Source organism: Cupriavidus cauae (assembly GCF_026210475.1).
Classification (GTDB): domain Bacteria; phylum Pseudomonadota; class Gammaproteobacteria; order Burkholderiales; family Burkholderiaceae; genus Cupriavidus; species Cupriavidus cauae.
The window spans coordinates 502895-521522 of sequence record NZ_CP080294.1 but is presented as its reverse complement, the minus strand read 5'-3'; the positions used below and the strand labels follow the sequence as shown (position 1 = coordinate 521522).

The window sequence follows — 18628 nt, the reverse complement described above, 5'->3', positions numbered from 1 at the left end:
CGCGGCAATTGCAGCATCGCCATGAAAACAGACCGCTGGGCCTACGAAAATCTCGAAGTCTACGTATGGGAAGGCAAGTACGAATTTGCCGACCGCGTAGCCCGCTTTCTCGCGCCGCTTGGCGCCGAAGTGATCCGCGCCGGTGGGCTCGAAGGCTTGCCGACCGAGCCGCGCCTGAAACTGTCGGTGGCGATCATCAGCGTGTCGGTGATCGGCGCCGCCAAGTTCACCGCGCTGGATTGGGAGGCGGTGCACGGCATGCCCGTGATCTGGGTCGCTGCGCCCACGCGAGAGAACGATCCGGGCCGCTTTCCGCCGGAATACGCACACATCCTGTCGGACGATTTCACCGGCGCCGACCTGCGTGCCCAACTCGGCAAGCTGCTGCCGCAACTGCTCGCGGCCAGCGAGGTGCAGCCGGAGATCGCCGAGCTGGTGGCCGGCTCGCCGGCGATGCAGCAGTTGATGTCGCATGTCGACACCTACGCCGACTTCGACAGCAACGTGATGCTGTATGGCGAGACCGGTGCGGGCAAGGAACGCATCGCCCGGCTCTTCCATGAGCGGCATAGCCTCTATGGCAAGGGGCCGTTCGTCGCCGTCAACTGCGGCGCGATTCCCGACGGGCTATTTGAATCGCAGTTCTTCGGCCACGCCAAGGGCGCGTTCACCGGCGCGATGTATGCGCACCGCGGCTACTTCGAGCAGGCCAACGGCGGCACGCTGTTCCTCGACGAAATCGCCGATCTGCCGCTGTTCCAGCAGGTCAAGCTGTTGCGCGTGCTGGAGGAGAACGTCGTCACGCGGCTTGGCTCGACGCTGCCGGTCAAGCTCAATTTCCGCCTGGTCGCCGCGACCAACAAGGACCTGCGCGAGGCGGTCGGGCAAGGCAAGTTCCGCGCGGATCTGTATTTCCGGCTGGCCGTCATCGAACTGCGGATTCCGAGCCTGGAGGAGCGGGGCGCCGCCGACAAGGTCGGACTGCTCGAGGCCTTCCTGCGGCAGATTCTCGGACGGTCCGGCTACGAGGCACTGCCGCCGATGCCGGACTGGCTCAAGGGCGCCGTTGGTACCGCTTACTTCGCCGGCAACGTACGGGAGTTGCGCAATCTGGCGGAGCGCGTCGCGATCGTGGTGCAGCACGACGGCCTGTGGGACCAGGATCGCATTCGCCCGTTATTCCGCGCGCTGCGGCCCGGGGCGTTCGAGGGCAATGACCGCGGCGTCGACTGGCGCACCGAGGTCGAAGAACGTCGCCGCATCATCGCCGCGCTCGATGCCAACGGCTGGCGCCGCCAGGACACGGCCGCCAGCCTCGGCATCAGCCGCAAGGTGCTGTGGGAGAAGATGCGCAAGTTCCAGATTGCCGACAACGAGGCGGAACCGGCCTGAGCGTGGGCCGGTCCGCGCCGCCATGCGGCCATGCGGCCATGCGGCCACGCGGCCACGCGGCCACGCCTTGGCGCGATATCGGGACAGGGCTGCCGATTTTTACCGACTCCGCTTCGCCGCCTCGTGCTCCAGCAATTGCCGCAACTCCGCCCGGATCGTCCGCAGCAGCACGATCCGTTCTTCCGGCGTCGGCTCGCGCAAGAAGGCGTACGCGTGCAGCGTCAGCGGATGCAGGCCGAGGACACTGGCGATCTGCGCCACCTTGTCCAGCGTCGGGCTCTTCTGCCCACGCTCCAGGCTGCTGACATAGGTGCGGCTCGATACGGTGCCGAACGCCTGCTGCGACAAGCCTCTGGCAGTGCGCGCGGCCCGCAGCGCCCCGCCGAAATGCAGCCGGAAGTTCATCTTTTTCAGGTTCAGGAGGACGTCGGGATCTGGGCCTTGCTGCATCTTCGGTAACTCGTCATCACATTCATCGCGCGCCCGCCGTCGGCTCGCGCACGGACAGCCCGCCGCCGAAGACAAAACCCTGGCCGAAAGGCAGGGCGGGTTGCGCGGGCGCGTGCCGCGAGCGGGAGGCCGTATCCGCAGCCCGGTGGCCATCTGCCGATGAGCCGGACAGGATCTGCCGGATGCGCGCCAGATAGCGTTCGCCGACGGCCCGGTTGGCCCGCGTCGTTTCCATGCGGAAGGCACTGCGCGCCGGCGGACGAATGTCCAGCGCACGGCAGACTTCGGACACATAGGGCTTGGATTCGCCGTTCAGGCGCCTGGCAGCGAGCCGCACCGCGTCGTCACCGACCTGTTGGCGCAGCCACCGAAGGACGAGACGGTCGTATTCGTTCTGAATCCGGATCAGGTCTTCCATGGGCACTCCCGCAACTGTATGTTTGTACAGGTACTGTAAGGATATACAGTATCGGCGAGGATGCAAGGAAAAATTGTTGACGAGGCACACGATCTGTGTGGCTCGGCCTGAGGCGTTGCCCACGCGACATTTTTACGCGCCAAAAGCTGTATCCTTGTTTTACTGCTTGAAGCGAGTATTCTTTGGATACAAAGGAAAGCCAGTAAATCTGAAATACAATCGATCCGTTGTAAAGCAGGAAGACAGCCGAGGCCCGTATGCGCAACTTCACCGTCCGAACGTCCGACCAGTTACCGCAGTTGCTTCAAGCGTTCCGCAAGGAAGCAGGTCTGACGCAAGCCGAGGCCGCAATGCGCATGGGCGTCAGCCAGCAGACCTTGTCTGCGCTGGAACGCAACGCCGCGCGCATCAGCGTCGAACGGCTCATGCGCCTGCTCGGCATCCTTGGCGTCGAGTTCGTGCTGCGCAAGGAGGCTCCGTCACCCGGCAATAGCGACAGCCATAGCGACAGCAATAGCGGCGAGGCGTCGTCGACCACGCAGGCCTGGTGACAATGGGGCGACGGTCGCACACTCGCGCGCTCGGCCTGTGGATGAACGGCGCCTTCGTCGGCACGTGGCGGTTCCATCCTCATGCGGGGGACACGCTGGAATACGCCCCCGAGTGGGTGGCCTCCGAACAGGGACGGCCTTTGTCCCTGTCCTTGCCCTTCATCCCCGGCAACTCGCCCCACCGCGGCGAGAAGGTGCGGGCCTATTTCGAGAACCTGCTGCCGGATACCCGGGAAATCCGCGAGCGCATTGCGCGGCGGTATCGCACCGGCTCGATCGACGCCTTCGATCTGCTTGCCGAGATCGGCCGCGACTGCGTGGGCGCGCTGCAGCTGCTGCCGGACGGTGCGTCGCCAGCCGCGGGGCAGGCGGTACAAGCCGAGCCGCTGACCGAGGCGCAGGTCGCACAGGTGCTGCGCGGCACGCTGGCGCCGGCGCCGCTGAGCATCGTTCACGACGAGGACGAGTTCCGCATCTCGATTGCCGGCGCGCAGGAGAAGACCGCGCTGCTGTATCACAACGGCGCGTGGTGCCTGCCGCATGGCCAGACGCCAACCACGCACATCCTGAAGCTGCCGCTTGGCCTGGTGGGCGGGCTGAAACTGGACCTGAGCGAATCGGTGGAGAACGAGTGGCTGTGCTCGCTCGTCATGAAGGAATTCGGCTTGCCGGTGGCCAGTTGCGAGCTGGTGCGGTTCGAGGACATGAAGGCGCTCAGCGTGCAGCGATTCGACCGCGTCTGGTGGCAGGGCCCGGCGGGCGACAGCCGCCTCGTCCGCCTGCCGCAAGAGGACATGTGCCAGGCGAAAGGCGTGCCGCCGACGGCGAAGTACGAAGCCGATGGCGGCCCGGGCATCGACACCATCATGGACACGCTCGCGGGGTCGATGACGCGCGAGCAGGACCGCAGGACCTTCTTCCAGGCACAGGTCATTTTCTGGATGCTGCGCGCACCCGATGGGCACGCAAAGAACTTCAGCCTGTTCCTGCGCCCGGAAGGGCGGTATCAGCTGACTCCGCTCTACGACGTGCTGTCGGCCCATCCCATCATCGGCGAAGCCCCGGGCCGGCTCTCTCCGTTCAAGATCAGGATGGCCATGGCGGTCCGGTCGCAGAACGCACACTACAAGATGCGCGAAATCGAGCGCCGGCATTGGGTGGCCCTCGGCGAGCGGCATGGCGTACTGACGCCCGACGGACGGCCGGCACGGTATGTGGTGGAAGACCTCGCAGAACGCGCCCCGGCGGTGGCTCAGGCGGTGCGGGCGCAGTTGCCGGCGGACTTCCCCGAACGGCTCGCCGATTGCGTCCTCGATGGGATGTTGGCGGAGGCCGAAAGGCTTGCCGGGTAGCGCCCCGGGGTAATGCCTAGGGTAATGCCCCGGGTAACGCCGGGCGGGCGGAGCCCTTCAGCGCGCCATCGTCATGAGGTCTTCATGAGCGGCGCGCCGCCGTCTCAGAAGTCCACCGTCATGGCGACCTTGAAGGTGCGCGGGGCGCCCATGATCAGGTAACCGCCATATGCGGACGCCCAATACGCCTTGCCCGCGACGTTCTCGATGCCGGCGCGCAGCGTGTAGCGCTGCTGCGCCGCCTTGAAGGTATAGCGGGCGCCCAGGTCGAAGCGTCGCCACGACGGCAGGCTGACCCGGTTCGCCACGTCCAGATACTGGCGTCCCGTCTGCAGATAGCGGCCCGATACGGTGAAGCCCGGCACGCCAGGGATGTCCCACTCCGCGCCGACATTGAGCGTGTAGTTGGGTACGCCGACCGCCTTGTTGCCATCGTTCGCCGGCGTGCCGGTACGGTTCAACCTGGCGTCGATATAGGCCAGGCCGGCCAGCAGGCGGATGCCGGGCAGCGGTTCACCGAAGCCGCTCAGTTCGATGCCCCGATTGCGCTGCTCGCCGGCCAGCGAATACACATCGCCCTGCAGGATGCCGGACGGCTGCTCGATCTGATAGACGGCCAGCGTGCTGCCGAACTTGCCGGCGTCCCACTTGACGCCGGCCTCGACCTGCCTGGACTTGATCGGCGGGAACACTTCGCCGCGGTTGGCCGCCGTATTCGGCGCGGTCGGTCCTTGCGCCAGGCCCTGAATGTAGTTGGCATACAGCGAGATCTGGCGCGTCGGCTTGACCACCAGCCCGAAGGCCGGCGACGTGGCCGACTCGTCGTAATTCGACTGTTGCACGCCCATATAGCTGTAGCCGCGCACGCTCAGGTTCTGCTGCCGCACGCCGGCGGTCAGCAGCACGCGGTCGTCGAGGAAGGACAGCGTGTCCGAGATGGCGAACCCGCTGAGGTTGGTCCTGCCGGTGACGCCGGGGTTGGCCATGTCGCCGCCGGTCAGCGTGGTGCCGGGCCGCGGCGTCTGCACCGGGTCGTACAGGCCGGTAGCGAAACGGCCCGACATCTCGTAGGCCGTGCGCTTGACCGATTGCATGCCCGACCACGCCAGATTGATCCGATGCTTGACCGGCCCGGTATGGAAGGCGCCGCGCACGCCGACTTCCTCGGAGGTGGTGTTGGACTTGTACGGCACCGTCAGCCGCGCCGCGGTCCCGACGCCGCTCCCGTTCACCGTCAGCGAGGAATAGTTGCCGAACTCGTTCGTGTGGTGCGCGCCGGCCGCGAGATAGGTGGTCCAGTCGGGCGCGACGTCGTATTCGGCGCGCAGCGTGCCGTAGGTGTCCTCCAGCATCGAATCGGTCCAGGCCTGCGCGAAGTTGGCGCGCGCCGACGGCACGGCGGGCAGCGTGGTGCCCGTCAGCGACACCATCGGCCGGCCCTGTCGAATGGTCTGCTTCTGGTAACCGAAGTCGGCCGACACGCGCAGCTTGTCGCCCTGGTAATCGAGGCCCGCGGTGAACAGGCGCTGCTGGCGGCGCTCGTCGTCGATGGCTGCCTCGCCGCCGCGCGCCAGCGCATTGATGCGCACGCCCCAACGCTGGTCCTCGCCGAAGCGGCGGCCGATGTCGACATGGCCACCGGCTCGGCCCTGGCTGGTGTAGTCGATGGTGGCCTGGGTCAGCGGCTGGTAGGGCGCAAACTTGGGAACCAGGTTGATGCTGCCGCCGATGCCCGTGCCGGTCGGCGTGACGCCGTTCAGAAAGGCGCTGGCGCCGCGGAAGACCTCGACCCGATCGAGCCCCTCGACGGCCACGAGCTGGCGCGGGGCGATGCCATAGAGGCCGTTGTAGCCGATGTCGTCGCCATTCAGCTGGAAGCCACGGATCACGAACGTCTCGGAGAAATTGCCGAAACCCAGGCTGCTGCGCACGCCGGGATCGTTCGCGAGGACATCGGCGACGCTGCGCGCCTGCTGGTTCTGGATGGTCTCGGCGGTGTATGCCGTGATGCTGAACGGCACGTCCATCATGTCCTGATTGCCAAGAATGCCAAGCCGGCCGCCGCGCGCCACCTGGCCGCCGGCATAGGCGGGCGGCGGCTGGTCCGGCGTCGTCTCGGCGCGGACGGTGACCTCGGGCAGGGTTTCCGCCGACTCCGCGGCGGTGGAGGACTGGGCTTGCGCCAGGGCCGTCAGCGGCAGGGCCCCGGCGACCGCCATGGCAAGGACATGCGGTCGAAACCGGTGCGCGCGGGATGGGCGGGCCCACTCGGGGCGGCTGGCATGGAGTCGGGCAGACGGGGCGCGAACGGGGAAGCGGAGCGGGGACACGGGCGGCAATGTCGTATTGAAAGGACATAATGATAATCGTTTTCATTATCATTTGTGCCGACAAGGCCGCGTCGAACATGGGCGTGGACAGGTGCTGCATTCCCGTTGCGCATCCGGTTGCGCACCCGGTTGCGCACCCGGTTGCGCATAGGGCCGCGCATCGGGAGACCGGCTTCGCCTCACTGCGTCCCGAATCCCTCCTTCAACGCCTCGCGCAGATAGTCCACCAGCAGCCGCACCGGCCGCGGCAGCAGCGGGCTGTAGGGCCGGATCGCGTAGATCGTGTCGCCGAACGCCCCCGAAGGCCGCCAGCCCGGCAGCACTTGAACGAGCTTGCCCGCATGCAGGTCGGCCTGCGCGGTGAAGTCGGGCACCAGCGCGATGCCCAGGCCGCCCAGCGCGGCATCGCGCAGCGCCTCGCTGTTGTCCGCCGCGAAATTGCCGCGGATGCCGACGCTCTGCCGGGCCGCACCGCCCCGGACCGGCTCGAAGCTCCAGGTCGGCTGCTCCCCCCGGCGGAAGTAATGCAGGCAGTTGTGCGCGGTCAGGTCGGACGGCGAAACGGGTGTGCCGTGGCGCCGCAGATAGGCGCGCGTCGCCACCAGGACCGTGCCGGTGCGGCACAGCGTCCAGGCGATGTGGGTATCCGGTGCGCGCGAGGCGTGGCGCACTGCCAGGTCGAATCCCTCGCGCGCAAGCGAGGCGAAGCTGTCCGACAGTTCCAGCTCGACGCGGATCTGCGGATACATCGCCAGAAACGGCGGCAGCCGCGGCACGATCTGCTGCCGGCCCAGCGCCACCGGTGCCGTCATCCGCACCAGCCCGCGCGGCTCGCCGCCCATGTCTTTCACGTCGCCGAAGCTGCGCTCGATCGACTCGAACGGTATCCGGGTCGCGTCCACCAGCCGCTGCCCCGCCTCGGTCAGCCGCACGCTGCGCGTGGTGCGCTGCACCAGCGGGATGCCGGCCGCCCGTTCCAGCTCGGCGATGCGCTGGCTCATCGCGCCCTTGCTGATGCCGAGTTGCGTTGCGGCGGCGGTATAGCTGCCCACGTCGCCCAGCACCACCAGCGAGTGCAGATGCACCCACAGCGATTCGATCTTTTGCTTGTCCATCGACGGATTGTTTAATTCATTGAACAGTGAGTCAAGCGCGGCGCTATTGAATGAGGCCGGGAGCGACGCCTACACTGGCCCCATTCCACCGATTCCAGAACTCCAAAGGAGCCCGAGATGACCCAAGCGCATGCCTATACCGACCGTGCCGACGTCGGCCACTACATCGGCGGCCAGCGTACGAGCGGCAGCAGCCAGCGCCGGCAGGACGTGTTCAATCCGGCCACCGGCGAAGCCGCGCGCAAGGTTCTGCTCGGTGAAGTCGCCGATGTCGACGCCGCCGTCGCCGCGGCCGCCGCTGCATTCCCCGCCTGGGCCGACACGCCGCCGATCCGCCGCGCCCGCGTGATGCAGCGCTTCCTGCAATTGATGAACCAGCATCGCGACACGCTCGCGGCGATCATCACCGCCGAGCACGGCAAGGTCTTCTCCGACGCGCAGGGCGAAGTCATGCGCGGCATCGACGTGATCGAGTTCGCCTGCGGCATTCCCCAACTGCTCAAGGGCGATTACACCGATCAGGTCAGCACCGGCATCGACAACTGGACCATGCGCCAGCCCCTGGGCGTGGTGACCGGCATCACGCCGTTCAACTTCCCGTGCATGGTGCCGTGCTGGATGTTCCCGGTGGCGATCGCGGCGGGCAATACGTTTGTGCTCAAGCCCAGCGAGCGCGATCCGAGCGCGAGCCTGTTCATGGCCGATCTGCTGGCCGAGGCGGGTTTGCCGGCCGGCGTGTTCAACGTCGTGCAGGGCGACAAGGTGGTGGTCGACGCGCTGATCGCGCATCCGGAAGTGAAGGCCGTCAGCTTTGTCGGCTCGACGCCGATCGCACAGGCGATCAGCGAGCGTGCCGCGCAATTCGGCAAGCGCGTGCAGGCACTGGGCGGCGCCAAGAACCATCTGGTGGTGATGCCCGATGCCGATCCGGAGATGGCCATCGACGCGCTGATCGGCGCGGCCTACGGCTCGGCCGGCGAGCGCTGCATGGCGGTGTCGGTCGCGGTGCTGGTCGGCGATACCGCCGATCGCCTGATTCCGAAGCTGGCCGAACGCGCCCGTGCGCTGAAGATCGACAACGGCATGAACCCCGAAGCGGAAATGGGCCCCGTGGTCACGCGGCAGGCGCTGGAACGCATCGAGGGCTATATCGGCCTGGGCGTGGAAGAGGGCGCGACGCTGGTGCTCGATGGCCGCGGCCATCGCGTGGCCGGCCATGAAGGCGGCTTCTTCACCGGCGCCACGCTGTTCGACAACGTCACGCCGCAGATGCGCATCTACCGTGAGGAAATCTTCGGCCCGGTGCTGGCCTGCGTCCGCGTCAAGGACTTTGCCGAGGCCGTCGAGCTGATCAACGCGCACGAGTTCGGCAACGGCGTGGCCTGCTACACCAGCGACGGCGGCATCGCCCGCGAATTCGCGCGGCGCATCCAGGTCGGCATGGTCGGCATCAACGTGCCCATCCCCGTGCCGATGGCCTGGCATGGCTTCGGCGGCTGGAAGCGCAGCCTGTTCGGCGATACGCATGCCTACGGCGAAGAGGGCGTGCGCTTCTACACCAAGCAGAAGTCCGTGATGCAGCGCTGGCCGCAAAGCATCGGCAAGGGTGCCGAGTTCGCGATGCCGACGGCAAAGTAAGGCGCGCCACAAACGGCGACATCCGGCGGCGCCGGCGGGGGAATACCCGCCGGCGCCGTTTTTTTTGCCGCGATCCCCGAACGCTTCAACGCGCGGATGCCGGTGCGGTGCGGTGGCAGAGGTCTCCCAACATTCCTGTCCGTTCAAGATAGCGAAACAAGCGTGGCATGGATGAAGCCTCGCGCGTTAGTTTGCATGCGCAAGTTCCCCGCGCGGGATCGACGTCGACGCCGATCGTGCCACGGAGCAACACCGCAACTATCGGCAGTCAAAGGGAGACAAACCATGAATACGCGCAGGCGATGGATGGCCGCCACGGACGCCGGCGTCAAGCCGGAGTGAGAAGCCATGCAATCCAAGGGTTCATTCGATAGCAGCGGCCTGGGCGGGGCCGTGTTGGCCGGACTGCGCGTCGTCGACTTCGGCCAGTTCATCGCCGCGCCGTCGGCAGGACAAATCCTGGCCGATCTGGGCGCCGACGTGATCAAGGTCGAGCCTCCGGGCGGCGATGCCAGCCGTCGCTCTGGATGGCAGGCCGATGCCTGTGGGCCCATGTTTTCCGCTTATAACCGCGGCAAGCGTTCGATCGTGCTCGATCTACGCCGCGAAGAGGATCGAGATGTGGCGATGGATCTGGTGCGCCGCGCCGATGTGGTGCTGCAGAATGCGCGTCCGGGCGTAATGGAGAAATACGGGCTTGGCGCCGAACAGCTTCGGGGCGAGCATCCGCGGCTTGTCTACGGCTCCGTCAATGGCTTCGGCGACAGCGGGCCGGCGGCGGCGCGCCCAGGCCTCGATATCGCCGCGCAGGCCGAAAGCGGCATGATGAGCATGAACGGCGATGCCCATGCCGATCCAACACGCGTCGGCTTCACGGTCGTCGATGTGCTGGCCGGCCGTACGCTGGCGACAGGCGTGCTCGCTGCGCTGGTGCGCCGTGGCATCACCGGACAAGGTGCCCATGTCAAGGTGTCCCTGATCGACGTGGCAGCCGATGCGCTGAGCCAGCAGTGGGCCGAGTACCAGATCCTCGACACGGTGCCGTCACGCTGCGGCAACGGCCAGCCGACGATGGCGCCGGCGGCGGATGTGCTAACGACTGCCGACGGCAGAATCGTGATTTCGGCCTATCTGCAGGAACACTTTTCCCGCTTGTGCGAATGCGTCGGACTGCCGGAACTCGCGCAGGACGCACGCTTTCACGACAACGCCTCGCGCGTGGCGAATCGACCCGCCTTGCTGGGGATGCTTGCCGGCGCGTTGTCGGCACTGACCACCGAAGACGCTTGCCGAAGGCTCAATGCCGCTGGCGTGGTGTGCGGCGCGGTGCGCGACCTGCACGATGCCATCCAAACCGCGCAGGCCACGACACCGGAACGCGTGATCAACGTGCCGTCGCCCGGCAACCGGTCCCTGCGGATGCCGGCCTTGCCCATGACGATCGACGATGCAAGCTCGCGCGATGCCGCCCTTCCCGATCTCGGCCAGCATACGGCGGAGATCCTGGCCGAATTGGACCGGCAGCGGGAAACGATGGCATAACCCGATGGCATAACCCGATGGCATAAGCCGCTTCAAACGAGCGCCTCGCTGGCGGGCGCGTTGGCATTGTTCGCCGTTTGCGCCGACCAGCCGCTGGTTGCGGTCATCGCGATGCTGCTGGTCGGGCTGACCGGCGTGTCGCTGAATCCCGCGATGGTGGTGCGCGTGATGCGCGCCGCGCCGCCCGGGCCGCTGGTCAATACCATGCATACCGCGGTGATCAATATCGGCCTAATGTCCGGCTCGTGGCTTGGCGGCGTAGGCATCAGCCAGGGCTGGGGACTGCGATCGCCGCTGTGGGTCGGCACGGTGCTGGCCGTAGTTGGCGTGCTGGCGGTGCTGCCTTATGCCTTGCGGCGGTCGCAGGCTCTGAATGAGAGCTTTGAAGCGGAGTGCGCGAAGGGATAGACGTGTTCGATCCCTAAACTAATCCCGATCAATCGCGCGAGAACGCAGCGCCCCCGCCTGGCCGGATATAACGCGGCGTAGGGAGGCCCATCGCTTTCGCAGCATTCAGAATGCCGTCCTCGATCGCGCCCGCGTCGCGTACCCCTTGATATTCGCCGTCCTTGAAAATCACGTTGGCGCCGTAGACCACCATGAATCCTTCGGCCGCCTCCCTGGCATCGGCCGGCACGGAGAAGGTATGGACGGAGCCGCCGGGCTCATACAGGTAGCTGCCGGCGGTCTGGCGATCGTCGGGGTATTCGACGTAGTTCCACTCTCCCTTCGTCGTGAAGAAGTGGACGGTGCCCGTGTGGAAGTGCGGGGGCAGCGTGGTGCCCGGCTCGAACTTGCCGTACAGCACCCAGACGCCGTTTTCACGGTCGAGGAACAGCGGAATGATGGTCGACCCTGACTCCGATCCAGGGAATTCGACTGCTTCATGGATGTTCACCGTCAGCAGACGGTCTTGATGCGTGACGACCTTGGGCAAGGCCATGATTCAACTCTCCTTTGCCAGTAGCGGCAGAGCTGGGACCCATAGCCCAGCGTGATATGGGAATGGCCAGGCCGGTGGCGCTTTACAACAGCCCCAGCGCGCGCAGCTTCGCATCCGGGGCGGAGTACGGCCGTTCGCAGATGATCTTGTCCGAGCCCGGTGCGAACTCGAACGTGGCGGCGATCCGGATGCGGAACGTGCGGCCCGTCGGCGCATAGGTCTTTCCGTTGGCCTTCAACGGACCCAGGTGCGTGCCTTGCAGCCAGAACTCGACCAGCACGGTATCGCCATCGGCCGCAATTGCGATGATCTCGTTCTTCAGATCGGGGAATGGCACGCGCGATGAATCGAAATAGCCCCGCACCTCGGCTTCGCCATCGAATACCGTTCCACTGCCGTGCATTTCGTAGCGGGGATGCGCGAAGGTGTCGATCACCGCGTCCCAATCGTGGACGCACTCCAGCGCCATATGATCGCGTACGGTCTGGATGCGGGCTTCATTCAGTGTGGAAGGCATAAATCGTTCTTGTGGTGTCGTCATGAAAGAGGGGAGAGCACGAGCGCCGCGATGCGTCAGTCCAGCGCCATCTGCGCCTGTCTTGCGATCGATTTCCACATCGGGATATCGCGCGCATTGATCGCTTGCTGCTCGGCCCCGGAAACGTATTTCGCCGTGATGCCGAGCGACAGCAGCTTGCTGACGACCTCGGGTTCCTTCAGCGTGTTCTCGAGCACGGCCGACAGCTTGTCGACGATCGGCTTCGGCGTCTTGGCAGGGACATACATCGCCCATGTCAATTCGCGGTCGAAATCGACGCCTTGCTCCTGATAGCTGGCCACGTTGGGCAGACTCGGTGAGCGCTTCGTGCAGACGGCCAGCGCCTTGACCTTGCCCTCCTTGACGAAGGGCGTGGCGGTGACCATGTCGACGAAACCCACGGAAATATGGTTGCCGAGCAGATCGGTGATGATCTGCGCGGTGCCCTTGTAGGGCACGTGCTGCAGCGGGATGCCGGCCTTCTGGCTGAGGATCTCGCCGCAGAAATGTCCGGTCGATCCGGAGCCCCAGCTGGCGTATTGCACCGGCGCCTGCTGCTTGCGGGCCAGAGCGGTCAGCTCTTTCAGGTTGTTTGCGGGGTACGAGTTCGACGCGACCATCACGATGGACGAATTGCCGATGGTCCCCAGGCTCTGAAAGTCGCGCACGGGGTCGTAGGGCAGCTTCGCGTACGTCGCGGCCGCCAGCGGATGCGTCGACATGCCGCCGATCATGATCGTGTAGCCGTCCGGGGTCGCCGTCGCAACGGACTGGGTCCCGATCGTGCCGGCGGCGCCGGGCTTGTTCTCCACCACCACCGGTTGCTTCAGCTGTGCGGCAAAGCGTTCGGCGAGAAAGCGGCCCAGCGTATCGCCGCCACCGCCAGCGGAGAAGGGCAGCAGCATGCGAATGGGGCGCTCGGGATAGTTGGCGGGGTCCGCCGCCTGGGCGGCCGTGGCCGCCAGGGCCAGCAGCGCGGTGGTGAAGAGTGTCTTCATGTCTGTCTCCATGGGGTTCGCCCGTTCTGCGATGCGGGTATCGGTTCACGTCTCCGGTGCAGTGGAAACGTTTCCATATCAGTGTGGCTAAGGTGAATGCGGGCAGCAATCATGGTTAACGCTATGCTGCATAACGCCGCGCCATCGGCTACCGTATTGTTATGGAAACGTTTCCAGCGTTGCAATGACATGGAGCCGAAATGAGCTTGCTGTTCGGAGGCGTATGCCAGATCGGCTACGTCGTACGCGATATCGAGAAGGCGATGCGGCACTGGAGCGAGGTGCTTGGCGTCGGACCGTGGTTCTACAAGAAGGAAGTCGGCACGACCGAATTCCGCTATTACGGCGAGGCGTCGGCCTTGCCGGATCTCTCGATCGCGCTGGCCAATTCCGGCGGCGTGCAGATCGAGTTGATCCAGCAGCGCAATGACGCGCCGTCGCTGTATCTGGATTCGCTGAAGCAATTCGGCGAAGGGATGCAGCACATCGCGTACTGGACGGGCGACCGGTTCGACGAGTTCGCCGAACGATTGCGCGCCAGCGGCTATGTCGAGGGCCACGGTGGCCGGATGGGCATGCGCGGCCGATTCGCCTATTACGTGCATGCGGACCTGCCGGGCAATATCGTCGAGATCTCCGAAATGTCCGGCGGCAAGGGCGAATATTTTGCCGCGATTGCGGAGGCCGCGAAGAACTGGGACGGCAGCGATCCGATCCGGCGGATTGGAGCACCGCAATGAACGCCACCGAGGGCAGGGATTCGGAACGCCGGATCGCGGTGGTAACCGGCGCCGCGCGCGGCATCGGGCTCGCAATCAGCAGCCGGCTCGCCGCGGACGGATACGCGGTCGCCCTGTGGGATCGCGATCGCGCGCTGCTCGATGACGGCGTTCAGGCCCTGCGCAGAGACGGCGCGCACGTATTGGGCGTCGCCGTCGACATTACCGATCGCGGACAGTTAGATCGCGCATTTGCGCAAACCGTCGAAACGCTCGGTACGCCGACGGCGCTGGTCAACAATGCCGCCATCCTCGGTCGCAGAGGCCCCACGGTCGAGGCGTCGGTCGACGAATGGAAGCTCGTTTTTGACGTCAACGTATTCGGCGCGTTGCAATGCGCGCAAGTAGTCGTGCCCGCGATGGTGAAAAATGGCTGGGGCCGCGTCGTCAACGTGGCCTCGGTCGCCGGCAAGGAAGGCAATCCGTTTGCCGGTGCCTATGCGGCATCGAAGGCCGCCTTGATATCGATGACAAAGAGCCTCGGCAAGGAACTGGCGGAAACGGGCGTGCTGGTCAATTGCATCACGCCCAGCGCCGCAGATACCGATATTTTCGGCGAGCACGACGAGAGCCAGCGGGCGCAACTGCAGGCGCGCCTGCTCGAACGTGTGCCGATGAAGCGCTTTGTGCGAGTCGAAGAAGTGGCGGAGATGGCCGCATGGCTGTGTTCCGAGCGCTGCAGCTTCAGCACGGGCGCGGTGTTCGACATCAGCGGCGGGCGTGCCGTGTACTGAGAGAAACGGCACGGCCTGGCCCTGGCTTTCGACGATAATAGCGGGCCAGGAAGCCTGCGAAGATTGCCGCATGCTTGGACATTCCCGCCGGATCATCAATGACCAGCCGAACGCGCGCCCCCAGCTCCGATACGCCCGCCCGCGTCACCATCCGTGACGTGGCGCGGGCCGCCGGCGTTTCGGTGGGGACGGCATCGCGCGCCCTGAACCGCAGCGGCCCGGTAAGCGAGGCCGCGCTGCAGGCCGTCGAGCGCGCCGCCAAAGCCCTGGCGTATGCGCCCGATCCGATTGCGCAAAGCATGCGCACCGGCACCTCCGGCGTCGTGGGCCTGCTGGTGTCCGATCTGGCCAATCCGCTATACGCCCGCATCATCACGGCCGTGGAAACGCGGCTGCAGCGCGAGGGTTATGCGATGGTGGTCGGCAACACGCATAACAACAAGGCGCAGGAAGAGCTGATGGTGGACCTCTTCCGACGCCGCCGCGTCGATGGACTGATTCTCGGGCCCTGTGAAACCGAGCGCCCCGATTACCTGGCCCAGATCTCCCGCGATCTCGCCGTTGTCGCGATGGACCGCGATTTCGGCGCGCAAGGTGTCGGCGTTCATGTCGAACACGCCCGCGGTTCATACGAAGCGACACGATACCTGCTCGACCTGGGGCACACCCGCATCGCGCTGATGACCTCCGACGGCGCATTGCGCCCGGGCCGAGAGCGCATCAACGGCTATCGCGAGGCGATGGAAGAACGCGGCCTGACTGTGGACAACACGCTGGTGCGATCCAGCCGCTCGGCGATGGATCTGTCATTCAGCGATGCATTGGCACTTCTCTCGGCCAAGGATCGACCGACCGCTTTCATCTGCCTCGGTACACGGATTCTCTCCGGCGTCCTGCAGGCGATGAAGCAGACCGGGAACCGCGTGCCGCAGGATGTCAGCCTGATCTGCGTCGGCGACAGCGATCTCGCGCAGCTTTACTCGCCGGCGATCACGGCGATCAATTGGGATCTGGAGGCGGTGGGGACGGCGGCGGCGGAGATGCTGCTGCGATCTATTGGCGTGGGTTCGGGAAGAGGCGAGGGGAAGGTGCTGGAGGGCGAGGAGATTCGGCTGACGACGCATGTTGTCATGCGGGAATCTTGCGCGCCGCCTCGGGCCGGGAAGACGTAAAGGTCCGAGCATCCCCAGGGCGGGCCTCGCTTGTCCACCCATGCTCTTCTATGTCTGGTACGCGTTAAGGGACCGCTTTCGGCGGCGCATGGCGCGCCAGGAACCGATCCAGTTGGCCGGCAAACGCCTTGCTGTCCTGAGCGGAATACGGCGCCGGCCCGCCCGTATCGATGCCCGAGGCGCGGAGCTGGTCCATTACCTCACGCATCGTCAAGCGCTCCTGGATGTTCTCCCGGGTGAACCAGCTTCCTCGTGGATCGAGCACGTGGGCGCCCTTGTCCAGGGCAGCCGATGCAAGTGGGATGTCCGCCGTAATCACAAGGTCACCGGCGTTGACCAGCTCGACGATCCGCTCGTCGGCGGCGTCGAAGCCCGCCGGCACCTGGATCGATTTGATGAAGCGCGAAGGCGGCGTGCGCATGTACTGATTGGCGACCAGCGTGACGCACACTTCCAGGCGTTGCGCCGCTCGGTACAACATTTCCTTGACTACGACCGGGCAGGCGTCTGCGTCGACCAGGACTTGCATCGCGGTATTTCCTTTGAATAGGGCGCTCATGATACCGCTTGAGTGGGCCATTTCCACGGCAATCCGCCACACCGATGCGACTACGATTGCGCCGCGGCGAGAACGAACCGAGGCGAAAAACGGGCGCTCCTACGCCAATCTCAGATCCCGCAGCATATCCAGTACGTGTTGCGTGGAACGTTCAACGTGCCCCGCACGATGTGCAATGCCGAGCCGACGCCACAACGCCGGGCGCAGCGGACGCATGACAATGCGCTTGTCCGGTAATGGCGCCGTCGCCTCGTGGGGCAACAGCGCCGCACCATAACCTGCTGCTACCAGACTCTTGATCGCATCGTTGTAGTTCAGCTGAATGCGAGGCGCAGGATGATAGCCCGCCGTCGCGAACCACTCAGCGGTCAGGCGGGAAAGCCGCGTGGTCGCGTCATTGAGAATCAGAGGTTGGGCAGCGAGCCATTCGGGCGTGACGCGCGCCGGGCAACGCCAATGCGCCGGCACAAAGGCCATCACGGGGTCGCGCCTCCACGGCTTGATCACGAGTCCAGCTACCGGTGGCTGAGGCAGTGCGACCAGTCCCACATCCAGCGTCCCATCCGCCAGCCGGGACAACGTTTCCTGTGAGGTCAGCACGGCAACCTGAATGTCGATAGCAGGATGGCGCTGGCGCAGACCCTCCAGCGCCTGCGGCAGCAGGTGCGCGAGCGCGCCAGTCGATGCAGCCAGCCGAACGCGTCCTTCGAGCCCCTGCACCTGGCGCTGAATATCGTCCAACGCCTGCTCCGCATCGGCCAGCAGCCGACGTGCGCGCTCCACCAGCACCTCTCCGATCGCCGACGGCCTGACATGTCCGCGCTTGCGCGACAGCAGTGGAGCCCCAATGCGGTCTTCCAGTTCGGCGATATGGAGGCTGACCGTTGGCGGCGCCAGGTGCAAGGCACGCGCGGCATCGGCAAATGAGCCCCGGTCCGCAATGGTGACCAGGGTGCGCAAGCGGTCCAGGCTGATCTCTCGCATGTCGGCGTCCGGGTTCAGGAAAGATGAATGTTCTCGTTGTGAAATTCAACTTTCCCTATTGTAGCGGTCCGCCGAAGATGGGGCTCGTTCGTCGTTCGACTTCTTGCAACCCCAATCCCAGCGGAGTATCCACGTATGAGCTCACCCGTTGTTTTCATCGACGGCGACCAAGGTACCACCGGGTTGCTGATCCACGAACGGCTGCGTCACCGGACCGACATCCGGCTGATGACGCTGGCGGCTGCCGAGCGCAAGGATCTGCGGCGGCGCGCAGAAGCCTTGAATGCCTGCGATATCGCCATCCTCTGTTTGCCGGATGCCGCCGCGCGCGAGGCAGTGGCGGCCATTGTCAATCCCGCGGTCCGGGTCATCGACGCCAGCTCGGCGCACCGTACACACCCGGACTGGACATACGGATTCCCCGAAATGGCGCCCGAGCAGGCGGAGCGAATTGCAAACGCACGTCGGGTCACCAACCCGGGTTGCTATCCGACCGGTGCAATTGGCCTGCTGCGTCCGTTGGTGCAGGCCGGGCTGATACCGGGCGATTACCCCATCAGCATTCATGCGGTATCCGGCTACTCGGGGCGCGGACGCGCCGGCGTGGAGGAATATGAGGGGCCGGGCGCCGCCAGCGCGCCGTCATTCCAGGTCTATGGGCTGGAACTCACGCACAAGCACACGCCGGAGATCCAGCAGCACGCGGGGCTCGCGCAGCCGCCTATTTTTGTCCCCGCATACGGATCGTTCCGCCAGGGCATCGTGCTGACGGTGCCGCTGGCGTTGCGGCTGCTGGCCCCGGGCGTCAATGGCGACACGTTACACGCCTGCCTCGCGCGCCACTATGCCAACGCGGATCACGTACATGTCTTGCCGCTGCAGGAATCGAGCGCCTTGAAGCATCTCGATCCGCAAGCGCTGAACGGTACGAACGACATGCGCCTGAGCGTATTTGCTGGCGCGCAGCACGGCCACGTCCTTCTGTCCGCGGTCTTCGACAATCTTGGAAAGGGCGCGTCTGGTGCAGCGATTCAGAACCTGGATTTGATGCTGGCGTAGCGTTGATCGTCAATGACTTAAGACAACGTTAGGCCACGTCCATGTGCCAACGATGCATTGTTTTGGACAGGATG

The 18628-nt window shown here is 65.5% G+C and carries 19 protein-coding genes; 10 read left to right on the top strand and 9 right to left on the bottom strand.

Annotated elements, in window-relative coordinates:
- Positions 1-21 precede the first annotated feature (21 nt).
- A complete protein-coding gene (locus KZ686_RS17905) occupies positions 22-1392 on the top strand; it encodes a sigma 54-interacting transcriptional regulator (RefSeq protein ID WP_149319898.1) in 1371 nt (456 codons plus the stop codon).
- A gap of 99 nt (positions 1393-1491) precedes the next feature.
- Here KZ686_RS17905 and KZ686_RS17900 read toward each other — a convergent pair whose 3' ends face one another.
- Together KZ686_RS17900 and KZ686_RS25480 are read right to left on the bottom strand one after the other, a co-directional pair.
- Positions 1492-1842, bottom strand: a complete 351-nt coding sequence (locus tag KZ686_RS17900) for a helix-turn-helix domain-containing protein (RefSeq protein ID WP_265634621.1) — start codon at positions 1840-1842, stop codon at positions 1492-1494.
- 22 nt (positions 1843-1864) lie between these two features.
- Positions 1865-2260 carry a hypothetical protein gene (locus tag KZ686_RS25480; protein WP_322784958.1) on the bottom strand — a complete coding sequence of 132 codons (396 nt, stop codon included), beginning with the start codon at positions 2258-2260 and terminating at the stop codon, positions 1865-1867.
- Between the two features lie 257 nt (positions 2261-2517).
- Here KZ686_RS25480 and KZ686_RS17890 point away from each other — a divergent pair, with 257 nt between their 5' ends.
- Together KZ686_RS17890 and KZ686_RS17885 are read left to right on the top strand one after the other, a co-directional pair.
- A complete protein-coding gene (locus tag KZ686_RS17890; protein ID WP_149319899.1) occupies positions 2518-2811 on the top strand; it encodes a helix-turn-helix domain-containing protein in 294 nt (97 codons plus the stop codon).
- Between the two features lie 2 nt (positions 2812-2813).
- The gene (locus KZ686_RS17885) at positions 2814-4163 is read left to right on the top strand and encodes a type II toxin-antitoxin system HipA family toxin (protein ID WP_407648593.1); all 1350 of its coding nucleotides are present in this window, start codon (positions 2814-2816) and stop codon (positions 4161-4163) included.
- A gap of 104 nt (positions 4164-4267) precedes the next feature.
- Here the strand turns inward: KZ686_RS17885 and KZ686_RS17880 are convergent, their stop codons facing one another.
- Together KZ686_RS17880 and KZ686_RS17875 are read right to left on the bottom strand one after the other, a co-directional pair.
- The gene (locus tag KZ686_RS17880; protein ID WP_265634616.1) at positions 4268-6382 is read right to left on the bottom strand and encodes a TonB-dependent receptor; all 2115 of its coding nucleotides are present in this window, start codon (positions 6380-6382) and stop codon (positions 4268-4270) included.
- 290 nt (positions 6383-6672) lie between these two features.
- Positions 6673-7608 carry a LysR family transcriptional regulator gene (locus KZ686_RS17875; RefSeq protein WP_150082430.1) on the bottom strand — a complete coding sequence of 312 codons (936 nt, stop codon included), beginning with the start codon at positions 7606-7608 and terminating at the stop codon, positions 6673-6675.
- A 117-nt stretch (positions 7609-7725) separates the two neighbouring features.
- Between KZ686_RS17875 and KZ686_RS17870 the strand changes: the two genes are divergently transcribed.
- From KZ686_RS17870 to KZ686_RS17860, 3 genes are all read left to right on the top strand, one after another.
- The gene (locus KZ686_RS17870; protein ID WP_150082429.1) at positions 7726-9246 is read left to right on the top strand and encodes a CoA-acylating methylmalonate-semialdehyde dehydrogenase; all 1521 of its coding nucleotides are present in this window, start codon (positions 7726-7728) and stop codon (positions 9244-9246) included.
- Between the two features lie 348 nt (positions 9247-9594).
- On the top strand, positions 9595-10788 hold the full coding sequence (locus tag KZ686_RS17865) for a CaiB/BaiF CoA transferase family protein (RefSeq protein ID WP_265634613.1): 1194 nt from the start codon (positions 9595-9597) through the stop codon (positions 10786-10788).
- A gap of 60 nt (positions 10789-10848) precedes the next feature.
- Positions 10849-11196 (top strand): MFS transporter, encoded by a 348-nt coding sequence (locus KZ686_RS17860; RefSeq protein WP_226105086.1) that lies wholly within the window; start codon positions 10849-10851, stop codon positions 11194-11196.
- 28 nt (positions 11197-11224) lie between these two features.
- On the opposite strand, the gene KZ686_RS17855 is transcribed toward KZ686_RS17860, so the two are convergent.
- The 3 genes from KZ686_RS17855 to KZ686_RS17845 form a co-directional block, all read right to left on the bottom strand.
- A complete protein-coding gene (locus KZ686_RS17855; RefSeq protein ID WP_149319905.1) occupies positions 11225-11731 on the bottom strand; it encodes a 2,4'-dihydroxyacetophenone dioxygenase family protein in 507 nt (168 codons plus the stop codon).
- A gap of 82 nt (positions 11732-11813) precedes the next feature.
- Complete coding sequence (locus KZ686_RS17850; RefSeq protein ID WP_226105087.1) at positions 11814-12347, bottom strand: ester cyclase; 534 nt, start codon at positions 12345-12347, stop codon at positions 11814-11816.
- Positions 12305-13267 (bottom strand): Bug family tripartite tricarboxylate transporter substrate binding protein, encoded by a 963-nt coding sequence (locus tag KZ686_RS17845; RefSeq protein ID WP_226105088.1) that lies wholly within the window; start codon positions 13265-13267, stop codon positions 12305-12307. Before KZ686_RS17845 ends, KZ686_RS17850 begins: the two co-directional genes overlap by 43 nt.
- 200 nt (positions 13268-13467) lie before the next feature.
- Between KZ686_RS17845 and KZ686_RS17840 the strand changes: the two genes are divergently transcribed.
- The 3 genes from KZ686_RS17840 (at position 13468) to KZ686_RS17830 (ending at position 15952) form a co-directional block, all read left to right on the top strand.
- Positions 13468-14007: a VOC family protein gene (locus KZ686_RS17840; RefSeq protein WP_265634609.1), complete on the top strand. Its 540-nt coding sequence runs from the start codon at positions 13468-13470 to the stop codon at positions 14005-14007.
- Complete coding sequence (locus tag KZ686_RS17835; RefSeq protein ID WP_265634608.1) at positions 14004-14780, top strand: SDR family NAD(P)-dependent oxidoreductase; 777 nt, start codon at positions 14004-14006, stop codon at positions 14778-14780. Before KZ686_RS17840 ends, KZ686_RS17835 begins: the two co-directional genes overlap by 4 nt.
- A gap of 98 nt (positions 14781-14878) precedes the next feature.
- Positions 14879-15952 carry a LacI family DNA-binding transcriptional regulator gene (locus KZ686_RS17830; RefSeq protein ID WP_265634607.1) on the top strand — a complete coding sequence of 358 codons (1074 nt, stop codon included), beginning with the start codon at positions 14879-14881 and terminating at the stop codon, positions 15950-15952.
- A 64-nt stretch (positions 15953-16016) separates the two neighbouring features.
- Here KZ686_RS17830 and KZ686_RS17825 read toward each other — a convergent pair whose 3' ends face one another.
- Together KZ686_RS17825 and KZ686_RS17820 are read right to left on the bottom strand one after the other, a co-directional pair.
- Positions 16017-16481, bottom strand: a complete 465-nt coding sequence (locus KZ686_RS17825; protein WP_149319910.1) for a YaiI/YqxD family protein — start codon at positions 16479-16481, stop codon at positions 16017-16019.
- A 129-nt stretch (positions 16482-16610) separates the two neighbouring features.
- Positions 16611-17495 (bottom strand): LysR family transcriptional regulator, encoded by an 885-nt coding sequence (locus KZ686_RS17820; RefSeq protein ID WP_149319911.1) that lies wholly within the window; start codon positions 17493-17495, stop codon positions 16611-16613.
- 135 nt (positions 17496-17630) lie between these two features.
- Between KZ686_RS17820 and argC the strand changes: the two genes are divergently transcribed.
- Positions 17631-18554, top strand: a complete 924-nt coding sequence (gene argC / locus KZ686_RS17815) for an N-acetyl-gamma-glutamyl-phosphate reductase (protein ID WP_265634606.1) — start codon at positions 17631-17633, stop codon at positions 18552-18554.
- The last annotated feature ends 74 nt before the right edge of the window (positions 18555-18628 follow it).